Here is a 13,884-nt window from a genome sequence, read left to right as displayed (position 1 = left end):
CGCACGGGACGGCGGGACCTCAGATCGCCGCGGCGATCTCCTTCGCGGCGTCGGCGCCGTACGCGCCCTCGATGCGCTCGAGCGCCTCGTCACGGTCCCATGCCCAGTCCTGCGTCGAGATCGTCTCGAGAACCAACACCGCGACCATCGATCCCACCTGAGCCGCGCGCTCGAAGCCGAGTCCTGCCGACACCGACGAGAGGAATCCGGCGCGGAAGCCGTCGCCGACGCCCGTGGGATCGACCTTCGCGGTCTCGGGAACCACGGCGACGTGTGTGCGCGTGCCGTCACGGTCGACGATGTCGACGCCGTCACCACCGAGCGTGGTGACGCGCACGCCGATCAATTCGGAGACCTGTGCCTCCGACAGCCCGGTCTTCTGCCGCAGCAGGCCCCACTCGTAGTCGTTGGTGAACAGGTAGGCCGCGCCTTCGATCAACTCGCGCGCCTGCTCGCCGTCGAGCCGGGCCAGTTGCTGTGACGGGTCTGCGGCGAACGGGATGCCGAGGCGTCGACATTCGCGCGTGTGGCGGAGCATCGCCTCGGGGTCGTCGGCACCGATCAACACGATTTCGGGGTTTCCGACGCGGTCGACGACGTCAGCGAGATCGATGTCGCGCGCCTCGCTCATCGCACCGGCGTAGAACGTCGCGAGCTGTGCCATCGTCTCGTCGGTGGTGCACATGAATCGGGCGGTGTGCTGTGTCTCCGAGATCCGCACGCCGCGGCAGTCGACGCCGTGGGACTCGAGCCACTGGCGATAGTCGTGGAAGTCGGCGCCCACCGCGCCGACGAGGACCGGCGACTGCCCGAGCTCACCCATCGCATACGTGATGTTGCCCGCGACTCCCCCGCGTCGGACGACGAGGTCTTCGACCAGGAAACTCAACGAGATGTGCTCGAGATGGTCGGCGAGAATCTGTTCGGAGAACTTTCCCGGGAACTTCATCAGATGATCTGTCGCGATGGAACCACATACAACGATTGCCACTGTTTCCCCAAGCCTCTCCGCGGTGTGGTGGTCGTCGGACTCGTCATGGATGCCCGACACGAACCGCAATACACGCTACCCAAGGTGCCGGAAATGACTGACCGCACCCCGGCTACTGCCGGGATGCGGTCGGTGACAGGCGTGAAAGACGACGCTCAGTTGAACGAATCGCCGCAGGCGCAGCTACCCGTCGCATTGGGGTTGTCGATGGTGAAACCCTGCTTCTCGATCGTGTCGACGAAGTCGATGGTCGCGCCCTGCACGTAGGGCGAACTCATCCGATCGACGGCGAGCGTGACACCACCGAAGTCGGCGGTCAGGTCTCCGTCGAGTGAGCGGTCGTCGAAGAAGAGCTGGTAGCGCAGTCCCGCGCATCCGCCGGGCTGGACGGCGATGCGCAGCGACAGGTCGTCGCGGCCCTCTTGATCGAGCAGCGCCTTGGCCTTGGCTGCTGCCGCGTCGGTCAGGATGACGCCGGTGGTGGTCGCTGTTCCGGATTCGTTCTGAACGGTCATCGATGCTCCTCGTACTGTGATGGTGCCGTTGGTGCTCGGCCCCGGTCGTGCTGCCCTGGTCACGCAGGCTCGGTGTACACCTCGCTGCGACAGCGGACTCGAACGCGTCGGCTGACGATGCAGGCCTGTTGTTCGTCTCTTGTCAACCGTACCCCCTGTGTACCTATTCCCGGTGCCCGCAGACTGTCGTCGACCCTCAACCGTCCTCGCCCGACGTGGTGGCGGCTCGCGTGGCGAGGGCGGTGAGCTGAGCACGCGCGTCGCTCATCGCGAGTTCGACAGAACCCGCCTGCTCGACGATGGAGTACGCGTGCGCAATACCGGCTGCGGTGATCTCCTCGGGCGTCAGCGCCACCTGACCTGCAAAGACGATGGTCGGCGCTCCTGTCGCAGCCGCCGCGGCGTTCAGCGCCGACACGACCTTCCCGCGCAGCGTCTGGGAATCGAACTTTCCCTCGCCGGTCAGCACGAGATCCGCGCGAGCGATCTCCGACGCCTGGTCGGTGGCCTCGGCGACCACGGTGGCTCCCGACACACGGTGCGCGCCCAGGGCGAGCAACGCGGCACCGAGCCCTCCTGCCGCCCCGGCGCCGGGTTCTGCGCTGATATCTCTGCCCGCCATCGACCCGAGCACGCGCGCCCACTGGGTCAGTCTCTCCTCGAGACGCCCCACGGTGTCGGGGTCCGCGCCCTTCTGCGGCCCGAACACCGCGGCGGCACCGAGAGGCCCGAGCAGGGGGTTCTCGACGTCGGAGGCCGCCACCAGGGCGAGGTCGGCAAGTCGGGCGCTCGCCGCCGCGGTCCCACCGAGCGCGTCGATCATGCCGCGACCGCCGTCGGTGGTGGCACTTCCCCCGAGCCCGACGACGATCTCACGCGCCCCCGCGCGCAGCGCGGCGTCGACGAGTAGGCCGACCCCGAAGGTGTCGGCCGACTGTGCGGTGCGTGGCGTGGGTCCGCCGCCTAGTTGGTGTAGTCCGCATGCCTGGGCGCACTCGATATAGGCGACCGGTTTGTCGGGGTTTCTGTCGTCGAGCAGCCACTGCGCGGTCACCGAGGCGCCGAGGGGCCCGACGATCTTCTCGGTGACGCGACGCCCGAACCGTGTCGCGAGTACGTCGACGAATCCAGGTCCCCCGTCCGATTGCGGAGCGAGCGTGATCTCGTCGTCCGGACGCCCCGCCGACCACCCCTGTCCGATGGCACTCGCCGCCTCGACCGCGGTGAGTGTGTCACCGAAGGAATCGGGTGCGATCAGTACTCGCATCAGCGACCTCCATGCCGACCGCTGGAACTGATGTCGGTGCAGGTGCGCGCGCTCACGCCCGGAGAGGCCATGCACCGGAAGTATAGGGAGGTCCGCGAACCCCGGCAGCGCAGATCACCTACCCTCGAAGGCGTGAGACTGCCATGGAACAAGGACGACGACACCGCCGATGAGGGCTCCGTGTCGACTGCGGATACGCCGATGACGATCGACGAGCCCACGACCGAGACCAGGGGCAGTGCGTACACACCGGGCAAGGGTCGCCCGACGCCGTCTCGTCGCGAAGCCGAGGGTCGACGTCGCGGCCCGGTGGCGCCACCGCCGACCACCCGCGCAGAGGCTCGCGCCCGCAAGAAGCAACTGAAGAGCACCATGAGTCGCGAGGATCGCCGCAGACTCAACGACGAACGTCGGTCCCAGCGTGCTGAGCAGCGCGAGAAGATGATGGAGGGCGACGAGCGTTACCTGATGCCCCGCGACAAGGGCCCGGTACGCCGCTACACCCGCGACATCGTCGATTCCCGGCGCAACTTCGCGGGGCTGTTCATGCCGTTCGCCATCGTGTTGATCGTGGTGATGTTCCTGCCGTCGATCGCCGCGTACGCCAATTTCGTGCTGCTGGCCTTCGTCGTATTGATGGCCATCGACGCCGTCATCCTCGGTCGTCTCGTCAACAAGCGTGTTCAGGAGCGTTTCCCCGACACCGACGACACAGGCTTCCGACTCGGTTGGTACGCCTTCACCCGCGCCATGCAGCTCCGCCGGATGCGCGCGCCCAAGCCACAGGTCTCCCCGGGCGACGAGGTCTGAGCTGACGATGACCACGAGGGGCCCCCGCACACTGGTGCTCGGGGGCGTGCGCTCGGGCAAGTCGGGTGTGGGTGAGTCGATGCTCGCCCACCAGCGCGCTGTCCGTTATATCGCCACCGGGCCGACTCTGACCTCAGACGCCGAGTGGGTGGCGCGCGTCGAGCAACACCGGCGCCGACGTGACGCGCGGTACACGACTGTCGAGACCACTGACCTCACCGCGGAACTGTCGGTCGCACCCGACACCGCGACACTCGTCGACGACCTGGGCAACTGGCTGGCAGCCGACATCGACGCCACCGACGGGTGGACGTCGCCGACCGATCGTTCCGAGCGCACCGAGCAACTGTGCGCAGCCATCGCCGGCGTCACCGCGGACCTGGTGATCATCAGTCCCGAGGTCGGCTTGGCACCGGTCCCTTCGACACCGGCGGGTCGCCTATTCCAGGACGAGCTCGGCGCCCTCAATGCGGCCGTCGCAGCCGTCTGCGACCGTGTGCTGCTCGTGGTCGCCGGTCGGGTCGTCGAACTCCCCGCCCCCTCAACGCCGACGGCACCGTCCGTTTCGCCGACGGCACCGGAAACCGCGCCCGCAGCACCGGCCGAAGCGCCCACAGCACCGAAGGTCTCGCCCACAGCACCGGCGAAAGCGCCCGCAGCACCGGAGGTCTCGCCCACAGCACCGGCCGAAGCGCCCACAGCACCGACATCCGCGCCGACGGCACCATCGGCTCCCGTGGTCGCGGCGCTCGCGGCGCGTGAGATCGATCCGATCGACGCCGAGGTCTTCGACCACATCGACCGTCCCGACGATGCCGTCGCCGACGCCGCACGGGCGCGCCAGCTCACGTTGACCAAGCCTGCTCGATCGCTGGGAAGACTCGAGGAACTCAGCGTGTGGGTGTCCGCATGCCAGGGTGTGTGCCCGCCACGGTCGATCGAGCAGGCCACGGTCGTGGTGTTCGCCGGCGATCACGGTGTGGCGCAGGCCGGTGTCTCGGCCTACCCGCCCGAGGTGACCGCCCAGATGGTCGCGAACATCACCTCGGGCGGCGCCGCGGTCAACGTGCTGGCCCGACAGAGCGGCGCGACGGTTCGGGTCGTCGACATGTCGGTCGACGCCGACACCCCGCCGGAGGTCTCCGGGTACAAGGTCCGACGCGGCAGCGGCGATCTCCGTGTCACCGACGCACTGTCGATCGCCGAGGCGCGCTCGGCAGTCGCCGCCGGTCGTGCGATCGTCGACGACCTCGTCGACTCCGGGGCCGACCTGCTGATCGCGGGCGAGATGGGCATCGGAAACACCACGCCTGCCGCGGTTCTCGTCGGCACACTCACACGTCATGAACCGGTCGAGGTCGTCGGACGCGGCACCGGCATCGACGACATCGGGTGGATGCGCAAGACCGCGGCGATCCGCGACGGCATGCGGCGCGGGCGACGCCACCTGCACGATCCCCTCGCGCTCGTGGCCGCGGTCGGGGGTGCCGACCTCGCTGCGATGGCCGGTTTCCTGGCGCAGGCCGCGGTGCGGAAAACGCCGGTGATCCTCGACGGTGTCGTCGTCACCGCGGCGGCGCTCGTGGCTGCAGAACTCGCGCCGGGCGCGCCCGCCTGGTGGGTCGCAGGGCATCGCTCGGTCGAGCCGGCGCACGCTTTCGCGCTCGAGCACCTCGATCTCGAACCCATCCTCGACCTCCAGATGCGGCTCGGCGAGGGCAGCGGTGCGTTGATGGCATTGCCCATCATCTCGTCGTCGGTGGAGATCCTGCGCAGCATGTCGACGTTCGACGAGGCGGGCGTCAGTGATGCCGAGTCCGCGGAGGCCGAACACGAGGCCACGCAAGCCGGTGATCACCTCGCCGACGATCCCCGATCAGAGGATTCCTCGACGACCAGCAGCGCGGGGGTCTGACCCGAGCGTGCGCGAGAGGATGTCGCCGGTCGACGCCGTCGGAGGCGCGCTCTCATGGCTCACCATCATTCCGGTCAGTCGGCGCGACGACACGTTCGACCGGCGGTTCGGCGGAGCTGCGATCTCCGCTGTACCGGTGGTGGGACTGCTACTCGGTCTTCTCGTCGCCGTCATCGCGTGGGGTCTGAGCCTCACGCACCTGACCGCAACCCTGATCGGCATCCTGCTCGTCGTCGTACTCGGCATCGGTACGCGTGGTATGCATCTCGATGGTCTGGCCGACACCGCGGACGGACTCGGCTGCTATGGCTCCCCCGACAAGGTCGCTGAGGTGATGCACAGCGGTTCGACCGGACCGTTCGGCGCCGCGACGATCGCGGTCGTGATGATCGTCGACACCGCCGGGTTCGCAGCGCTGTCCGATCAGTCGCGCTGGTCGGCGATCGCCGCGGCAATCGTGCTGGGACGTGTGGCGGTCGTCGTCGCGTGTCGATCGTCGCTTCCACCGGCACGCACGACCGGGTTCGGCGCGCTGGTTGCGGGTACCCAGCGCACTTCGGTCGTCGTGTGGTCGGTACTCACGTTCGTCGCCATGATCCTGGTCGGCGGTTGGCAGCCCTTGTCCCACAACGACTTCGACGTCGCTTCGGCTGTCCGGGCGGGCGCCACCGCACTCGTCGTGCTGGCTTTCGCCTGGTTGTTCACCCGACACTGCTCACGACGCATGGGCGGCGTCAACGGCGACGTCCTCGGCGCGGTCATCGAGTTGTCGACGGCCATCGCACTGGTCGGTCTGCTGATCTGAGCCCGACCGGCGCGGCGGATCAGGCCGGGTAGAGCGTGGTCATCCAGCCGTGGGTGTCGGCGAACGTACCGCGCTGGATACCGGTGAGTGTGTCGCGCAGTGCCTGCGTGACCTCACCTGTCGTGCCGTCACCGATGGTGTAGTCGTCGGTGTCGCTCTTGACGTGACCCACCGGGGTGATGACGGCGGCGGTGCCGCATGCGAAGACCTCGGTGATATCGCCCGACGTCACACCTTTTCGGAGTTCCTCGGTCGAGATGCGTCGTTCCTCGACGGCGAAACCCGCATCGGTGGCGAGCGTCAGCAGCGATTCGCGGGTGATGCCCGGCAGCAGCGAGCCGGACAACTCCGGGGTCACCAGTCGCGCGTCGGCGCCGGAGCCGAACACGAAGAACAGGTTCATGCCGCCCATCTCCTCGATGAAGCGACGTTCGACGGCGTCGAGCCAGACCACCTGATCGCATCCCTGCGCGGTGGCCTGCGCCTGCGCGAGGAATGCCGCGGCGTAATTGCCGCCGCACTTGGCGGCTCCGGTACCGCCGGGAGCAGCCCGCACGTATTCGGTCGAGAGCCACACGCTCACCGGCTTGATCCCACCGGAGAAGTAGGCGCCCGCCGGAGAGGCGATCACCGAGTAGACGTACTGCGACGACGGCGCGTTCACACCGAGCCCCGCCTGAGACGCGAACATGAACGGACGCAGGTACAGCGACTCCTCGCCGCCTGCGGGCGGAACCCATTCGTTGTCGGCGGCCAGGAGCGCACGCAACGACTCGATGAAATCGTCGACGGGTAGGGGCGGCATGGCAAGGCGCTCGGCGGAACGCTGCAGCCGCAGCGCATTGGCCTCCGGCCGGAATGCTGCGATCGAACCGTCGGGCTGCCGGTAGGCCTTGAGGCCCTCGAAGACCTCCTGACCGTAGTGCAGCACCATCGCCGAGGGATCGAGTGCGATGGGACCGTAGGGCGTGACCTTCGCGCTGTGCCAACCACGGTCGACGTCGTAGTCCACCAGCACCATGTTGTCGGTGAAGTACTTGCCGAATCCGGGTGCGGACAGGATCTCCGCACGACGGGATTCCGACACCGGATGGGGATGCTCGGTACGGGTGAACTGCAAGGTCATTGGCCTATGGTAACGCCGCGAGGCAAACCGATCGTCACCGCCACCGCCGATCGGGCCGGGCCCGATCGGTGCGCATGGACCCGCGCGCGGATCACACGTGCGACTCGACGAACGGCGGGATGACGACCTCGCACGTCAGATCGCGCCCGCGCACGTCGACGACGACCTCCGCACTCTTCTTGATCCCGGTCGACGTGTCGATCAATGCCAGCGCGATGCCCTGCTTGAGGGTCGGCGAGAACGTTCCCGATGTCGTCTCGCCAACGACGTCGCCGCCCGGCCCCGAGAGCACGGTCAAACCCGCTCGCGGAACTCCGCGCCCCGTCGCCTTCAGCCCGTACAGCCGTCGGGCCGGTCCCGCCTCTTTCTCGGCCACCAGCGCGTCACGACCGAAGAACGTCGACTTGTCCCAGCCGACCGCCCAACCGCTACGCGCCTGATTGGGAGTGATCTGCTCGGTCAACTCGTGCCCGTGCAATGCGTATCCCATCTCCGTGCGCAACGTGTCGCGGGCGCCCAACCCGGCAGGCTGTCCGCCGGCATTCGTCACCTCGGCGAGCAACGCGTCGAAGACAGGGCCCGCGTCGCTCCAGCGCGGCAGGATCTCGTATCCCCGCTCGCCGGTGTAGCCGGTCCGGCACACACGCACCGGATACGCGGCGCTCTCCGTCTTCAACTCGGCATCAGCGAAGGCCATGTACTCCATGTCGGTCGGAAGCCCAACTGCGGCAAGAACATCGGGACTCCTCGGCCCCTGGACGGCGAACACGGCGTAGTCGCGGTGTTGGTCGGTGATCTCGACACCGCCGGGCGCGGCACCACGAAGCGCTGCCACGACCTTCGACGTGTTCGCCGCATTGGGAACGAGAAACACCTCGTCGTCGGAGACGAGATAGGCGATCAGATCGTCGATCACTCCCCCGGACTCATTGCAGCACAACGTGTACTGCGCCTTACCGGCGTGGATCTTCCCGAGATCGTTCGTCAGCGTCGAGTTGACGAGATCGGCCGCGCCCGAACCCGTCACGAGAGCCTTACCGAGGTGGCTGACGTCGAAGATGCCGACCGCTCCGCGCACCGCGTTGTGTTCTGCAACGGTGCCCGCGTACGAGACGGGCATGTGCCATCCGCCGAACTCGGCGAAGGTGGCACCGAGTGCGTAGTGACGGTCGGCGATCGGTCCCGCGAGCAATTCGGTCATGGGGTGCAGGTTACCGACCCGCGACGGATGCGCGCACCCCACCTGAGTCGACGGTCGGCGCAGGCCACCCGACCGCGGGGGACCCCCTCACGGCACGCCGTAGCCCTGCACCCCCTCGACGGTGCGCGGATCGAAGTGATCGACCGTGATGCCCTGCGCCTCAGCGCCACCCACGGTTGTCACCGTGGTGCCATCCATCGCGACGACAATGTTCGTGTGCTGCCGGAAGTGACTGGGCGCGTCGTAAATGACGATGTCGCCGGGCTCGGGCACATGCGAGGCCGCACGCCATCGACCACTCGAGTGCAGATAGTCGGTCAGGGTGGCCACACCGGGTATCCGCCACGATCCCGAGTTCGGGTTGTCAAACGGCACACCGGCTTTGCGCATGACGGTACTGACGAAATCTGCGCACCAGGATTCCTCGACGCCGTCCGAGTAGATCGTGCCGGGCGCGTTGCGGTCGTACTCCGCGTGCACGACGTCGACGATCCGTGCACGCACCGGGCTCAGCCCGCTGGTATCGGTCGTCGGAAACGTCTGCCTCGCCGGGCCGACACCGGCCTCGGCGACAAGCCGGGAGACCGGGTCATCGTGCCCGGACACGGCACGGACACCGATCGCACCCGCGCCCGCGACCACCCCGACGACGAGCGCGGTGATCACCCATGCCCGCCGACGACGACGTCGCCCGGCCGGCGCTCCCCGAGGACTGTGTCCGGTGTTCGAACTCGGGCTCTGGCGCACACTCACCGGCCCACTGTAGGTAGCCCCGGACGGGCACACCCACCCCGTCTCCACCATGTCGGTCCGCGGAATGACGTGGCAGAGTTGAGCGGGTGAGTAAGAACGAGAGCGTCGACCGGACACGCGGTCCCAAGATCCAACTGGCAACCTCCCTCGACAAGAAAGACGAGGCACTCGTGATCGGGCTGGTCGCGCCCGAGGGCCCCGACGCGGACGACACCGACGCCGCTCCCACCCTGTTCATCGGCGACGGCCTGCTCGACGACGCCCAGGCGTCGGCCATCAGCGATGCACTCGTGGCAGTGGGCGCAGCAGGTACGCACGGGGACGTCTCGTCGATCCCGGCGCCCGAGTCGCTCGGTGTCGACGTCGTGGTCGCTGTCGGCCTCGGCTCGGCCGACGACGTCGAGAATCCGGAGAAGCTCCGTCAGGCAGCGGGCATCGCCGCTCGCGCGCTGGCCGGTCGCCGACAGGTCACGACGACGCTCGCCGCCGGCGGCATCGAACCCGTGGCCGAGGGCTTCTTCCTCGGCGCATATCGCTTCGACGAATTCCGTTCTGCCAAGACCCTTCCCACGAAGACGCCGCCGACGACGGTTCGGCTGCTTGTGGAGAACACCGGGAAGTCCGCGACCGCACAACTCGACCATGCCGTCGCGATCGCCGATGCAACCGCGATCGCCCGCGATTTCGTCAACACCCCGCCCAGTCACCTCTACCCCGAGGAGTTCGCCGAACGCGCCCGACTGCTCGGCAGCAAGGCGGGCCTGAAGGTGGAGATCCTCGACCACACCCAGCTCGAGAAGGACGGGTACGGCGGGATAGTCGGCGTCGGCAAGGGCAGCTCGCGCCTGCCTCGACTGGTCCGACTGACCCACGCCGGCAAGAAGGACGCCAAGAAGGTCGCGCTGGTCGGCAAGGGCATCACCTTCGACACCGGCGGCATCTCCATCAAGCCTGCGGCCAACATGGACCACATGACCTCCGACATGGGAGGTGCCGCGGCCGTCATCGCCGCCACCATTCTGGCCGCGCGCCTCGACGTCGACGTGTCGGTGACGGCCACTGTGCCCATGGCCGAGAACATGCCGTCGGGCACCGCTCAGCGGCCCGGTGACGTGCTCACCCAGTACGGCGGAACCACCGTTGAGGTCCTCAACACCGACGCCGAGGGACGCCTCGTCCTCGCCGACGCCATCGTCCGCGCCTGCGAGGATGATCCCGACTACCTCATCGACACCGCAACGCTGACCGGCGCCCAGATGGTCGCACTCGGCGCGCGGACACCGGGCGTCATGGGTACCGAGGAGTTCCGTGACCGCGTGGCCGACCTCTCGCAGGAAGTCGGCGAGAACGCGTGGCCGATGCCGCTGGCGGCAGAGTTGCGGGCAGACCTGAAATCGCGTGTTGCCGATCTCGCGAACGTCACCAACCACCGCAACGGCGGCATGCTCGCCGCCGGATTGTTCCTCAAGGAGTTCGTCGCCGACGGCGTCCAGTGGGCCCACATCGACGTCGCCGGACCGGCTTTCAACAGTGGCGCGCCGTGGGGCTACACGCCCAAGGGAGGCACCGGCGTCCCCGTCCGAACCATCGCGCGCGTGATCGAGGACATCGCAGCGAACGGATGACACCGCACCCACCCGCCACCGCCGCCGGCTGTGCACGCGGCCAACTCGCCAACGCGGTTGCGTCGACACGTCACATGACGCGGGCCGGTGGCGGGTAGGGTTTAGCGCGTGGGCAGCGGCCACCCGCCGACGCCCCTGCCGCGGTGGCGCACACACCACCACGGCAGACCACACACAGTCCAGACACACATGTCGAGTCGAGGAGTCAACAGCGATGGCCTTCTCCGTCCAGATGCCAGCCCTTGGTGAAAGCGTCACCGAGGGGACAGTCACCAGGTGGCTGAAGGAGGAGGGAGACACCGTCGAGGCCGACGAGCCATTGTTGGAAGTCTCCACCGACAAGGTCGACACCGAGATCCCCGCGCCGACATCGGGTGTGCTGACGAAGATCGTCGCCCATGAGGACGATGTCGTCGAGATCGGCGGCGAGCTGGCCCTGATCGGCGAAGAAGGTGAAACCGCCTCCTCGGACGACTCGGACGACTCCGCGAGCGGTAGCGAGCCCGAGGAGGCGGGCGAGCCCGAGCCCACGCCCGAGGCACCCTCCACCGACGCCGATGCTCCCGCCGAGAAGCCCGCAGCGGCAACCGCTCCCAGCGGATCGGCATCGGGCACCGACGTGCTCATGCCGGAACTCGGCGAATCCGTCACCGAGGGCACCGTCACCAACTGGCTCAAGAAGGTCGGCGACGAGGTCGCCGAGGATGAGCCGCTTCTCGAGGTCTCGACCGACAAGGTCGACACCGAGATCCCCTCGCCCGTCGCGGGCACGCTCCTCGAGATCGTCGCCGAGGAAGACGACGTCGTCGAGATCGGCGGCAAGCTCGCGGTGATCGGCGACAAGTCGGCCGCCGCGGCCTCCGAGCCGGAGCCGGAGCCCGAACCCGCCAAGGAAGAACCTGCGCCTGCCAAGGAAGAGGCGAAGCCCGAACCCGAACCCGAGCCGGCCAAGGACGAGCCCGAACCCGCCAAGGCCAGTGCTCCGGCGGCGACCAAGGAGTCGAACGATCCGCCGACCGTCGAGTCGACGCCGTATGTGACCCCGCTGGTCCGTAAATTGGCCGCCGACAACGACATCGATCTGAACTCCGTGAAGGGAACCGGAGTCGGCGGGCGTATCCGCAAGCAGGACGTGCTGGCGGCCGCGGAGGCCAAGAAGGCTCCCGCAGCCCAGTCGGCACCCGCTGCATCGTCGGCTCCGGCCGCCGCGGCGTCGGCCCCTGCGGCCCACGGCCCGGAGGTCAGGCCCGAGCTCGCCGAGTTGCGCGGCACCACGCAGAAGATCAGCCGTATCCGGCAGATCACCGCGAAGAAGACGCGCGAGTCGCTGCAGCAGAGCGCCCAGTTGACGCAGGTCTTCGAGATCGACATGACGAAGGTCGCCGCCCTGCGCAAGGCTGCCAAGGAATCGTTCAAGGCCTCCGAGGGAGTGAACCTCACCTATCTGCCGTTCATCGCGAAGGCCGTTGTCGAAGCGCTCAAGGCACACCCGAACGTCAACGCGTCGATCGACGAGGACAAGAAGGAGATCACCTACTACGACAAGGTGCATCTCGGCATCGCCGTCGACACCGAGCAGGGTCTGTTGTCGCCGGTCATCCACAACGCCGACGACCTGTCTCTTGCCGGTCTCGCGCGTGCCATCGCCGACATCGCGTCCCGTGCCCGCTCCAACGGCCTCAAGCCGGACGAGCTCGCCGGTGGAACGTTCACCATCACCAACATCGGCAGCCAGGGCGCGTTGTTCGACACCCCGATCCTCGTGCCGCCGCAAGCGGCCATGCTCGGCACCGGCGCCATCGTCAAGCGCCCTGTGGTGATCACCGGCGACGACGGATCGGAATCGATCGCGGTGCGCTCGATGTCGTTCTATCCGCTGACCTACGATCACCGGCTGATCGACGGTGCCGACGCGGGACGCTTCCTGACCACCATCAAGAAGCGGCTCGAAGAAGGCGCGTTCGCGGCCGAATTGGGGCTGTAGACACCGCATGCTGATCGCTGTCGCCGGCTCGAGTGGTCTGATCGGTTCCGCACTGATCAGCTCGCTGACCGACGCCGGGCACACGGTCCGCAAGCTGGTTCGGCACGAGCCCCGCTCCGACGACGAGTTCGGTTGGGACCCCGAATCTCTCGGCGTCCCAACCGAGGCGCTCGACGGCGTCGACGCGGTGGTCAGTCTCGGTGGTGTCGGAGTCGGCAACCAACGGTGGACCGGCCGGTTCAAACAAGAACTCCGTGACTCGCGCATCACCCCGACCGAGGTGATTGCCGAGGCCGTCGCGACGGCCGGCGTACCGACTTTCGTCAGCGCCAGTGCCTCGGGCTATTACGGCGACACCGGCGAGCACGCCGCGACTGAATCCGACGGCCCCGGCGCCGGGTTTCTCGCCGACCTCGTCGTCGACTGGGAGAACGCCGCCACGCAGAACGCGGGTGATCGGACACGCGTGGTGCTGTTGCGCACCGCTCCGGTCCTGTCCCCTTCCGGCGGCCTGCTCGCAAAGCTGCGCCCGATCTTCAAGCTCGGTCTCGGCGGCACGATCGGCAGTGGGCGACAGTACTTCTCGTGGATAACGCTCGTCGACGAGGTCCGTGCCATCGAGTTCTTGCTCTCCTCGACGATCAGCGGTCCGATCAATCTCGCGGCGCCGGGTTCGGTCCCGTTCGCCGACTTCGTGTCGTCGTTCGGCCGGGCCGTGCACCGTCCGACACTCGCCCGGGCGCCCGGATTCGCCGCCAAGCTGGTGGGCGGCGAGATGGCAGAGGAAATGATTCTGTTCAGTCAGCGCGTCACGCCCCGGGTCCTGAGCGACAACGACTTCACCTTCACCCATCCGGACATCGACTCCGGGTTGGCCTACGCGAATCGGTGA

12 protein-coding genes are annotated in these 13,884 nt (G+C 67.8%); 6 read left to right on the top strand and 6 right to left on the bottom strand.

All coding sequences use genetic code 11. The features are described 5' to 3' along the window. Positions 1-19: 19 nt before the first annotated feature. From GOOTI_RS06430 to GOOTI_RS06420, 3 genes are all read right to left on the bottom strand, one after another. The gene (locus GOOTI_RS06430; protein ID WP_217997285.1) at positions 20-991 is read right to left on the bottom strand and encodes a carbohydrate kinase family protein; all 972 of its coding nucleotides are present in this window, start codon (positions 989-991) and stop codon (positions 20-22) included. A 155-nt stretch (positions 992-1,146) separates the two neighbouring features. Beyond that, the gene (locus GOOTI_RS06425) at positions 1,147-1,506 is read right to left on the bottom strand and encodes a HesB/IscA family protein (protein ID WP_007237758.1); all 360 of its coding nucleotides are present in this window, start codon (positions 1,504-1,506) and stop codon (positions 1,147-1,149) included. Positions 1,507-1,702: 196 nt separating this feature from the next. Further along, the gene (locus GOOTI_RS06420) at positions 1,703-2,773 is read right to left on the bottom strand and encodes a glycerate kinase family protein (protein ID WP_007237757.1); all 1,071 of its coding nucleotides are present in this window, start codon (positions 2,771-2,773) and stop codon (positions 1,703-1,705) included. Between the two features lie 132 nt (positions 2,774-2,905). Here GOOTI_RS06420 and GOOTI_RS06415 point away from each other — a divergent pair, with 132 nt between their 5' ends. From GOOTI_RS06415 to GOOTI_RS06405, 3 genes are read left to right on the top strand one after another with little or no spacing between them, the layout of a single operon-like run. Further along, positions 2,906-3,583 (top strand): DUF3043 domain-containing protein, encoded by a 678-nt coding sequence (locus tag GOOTI_RS06415; RefSeq protein WP_039993588.1) that lies wholly within the window; start codon positions 2,906-2,908, stop codon positions 3,581-3,583. Positions 3,584-3,590: 7 nt separating this feature from the next. Further along, the gene (gene cobT / locus GOOTI_RS06410) at positions 3,591-5,498 is read left to right on the top strand and encodes a nicotinate-nucleotide--dimethylbenzimidazole phosphoribosyltransferase (RefSeq protein ID WP_007237755.1); all 1,908 of its coding nucleotides are present in this window, start codon (positions 3,591-3,593) and stop codon (positions 5,496-5,498) included. A gap of 19 nt (positions 5,499-5,517) precedes the next feature. Continuing rightward, positions 5,518-6,303 (top strand): adenosylcobinamide-GDP ribazoletransferase, encoded by a 786-nt coding sequence (locus GOOTI_RS06405; protein WP_039993641.1) that lies wholly within the window; start codon positions 5,518-5,520, stop codon positions 6,301-6,303. A 19-nt stretch (positions 6,304-6,322) separates the two neighbouring features. Here GOOTI_RS06405 and GOOTI_RS06400 read toward each other — a convergent pair whose 3' ends face one another. From GOOTI_RS06400 to GOOTI_RS06390, 3 genes are all read right to left on the bottom strand, one after another. Further along, the gene (locus tag GOOTI_RS06400) at positions 6,323-7,429 is read right to left on the bottom strand and encodes a branched-chain amino acid aminotransferase (RefSeq protein ID WP_007237753.1); all 1,107 of its coding nucleotides are present in this window, start codon (positions 7,427-7,429) and stop codon (positions 6,323-6,325) included. A gap of 91 nt (positions 7,430-7,520) precedes the next feature. Beyond that, positions 7,521-8,630 carry a glycine cleavage system aminomethyltransferase GcvT gene (gcvT, locus tag GOOTI_RS06395; RefSeq protein WP_007237752.1) on the bottom strand — a complete coding sequence of 370 codons (1,110 nt, stop codon included), beginning with the start codon at positions 8,628-8,630 and terminating at the stop codon, positions 7,521-7,523. 87 nt (positions 8,631-8,717) lie between these two features. Further along, complete coding sequence (locus GOOTI_RS06390; RefSeq protein ID WP_007237751.1) at positions 8,718-9,296, bottom strand: CHAP domain-containing protein; 579 nt, start codon at positions 9,294-9,296, stop codon at positions 8,718-8,720. A gap of 173 nt (positions 9,297-9,469) precedes the next feature. On the opposite strand from GOOTI_RS06390, the gene GOOTI_RS06385 reads away from it, so the two are divergent. The 3 genes from GOOTI_RS06385 (at position 9,470) to GOOTI_RS06375 (ending at position 13,884) form a co-directional block, all read left to right on the top strand. Next, positions 9,470-11,008, top strand: a complete 1,539-nt coding sequence (locus tag GOOTI_RS06385) for a leucyl aminopeptidase (RefSeq protein WP_007237750.1) — start codon at positions 9,470-9,472, stop codon at positions 11,006-11,008. Positions 11,009-11,222: 214 nt separating this feature from the next. Then, positions 11,223-12,992 carry a 2-oxoglutarate dehydrogenase, E2 component, dihydrolipoamide succinyltransferase gene (sucB, locus tag GOOTI_RS06380; protein ID WP_007237749.1) on the top strand — a complete coding sequence of 590 codons (1,770 nt, stop codon included), beginning with the start codon at positions 11,223-11,225 and terminating at the stop codon, positions 12,990-12,992. A 7-nt stretch (positions 12,993-12,999) separates the two neighbouring features. Continuing rightward, a complete protein-coding gene (locus GOOTI_RS06375; protein ID WP_007237748.1) occupies positions 13,000-13,884 on the top strand; it encodes a TIGR01777 family oxidoreductase in 885 nt (294 codons plus the stop codon).

The sequence above is a fragment of the Gordonia otitidis NBRC 100426 genome (assembly GCF_000248075.1).
GTDB lineage: Bacteria > Actinomycetota > Actinomycetes > Mycobacteriales > Mycobacteriaceae > Gordonia > Gordonia otitidis.
Note: the sequence above shows the minus strand (reverse complement) of the source record. Positions and strands in the feature narration are given on the sequence as shown.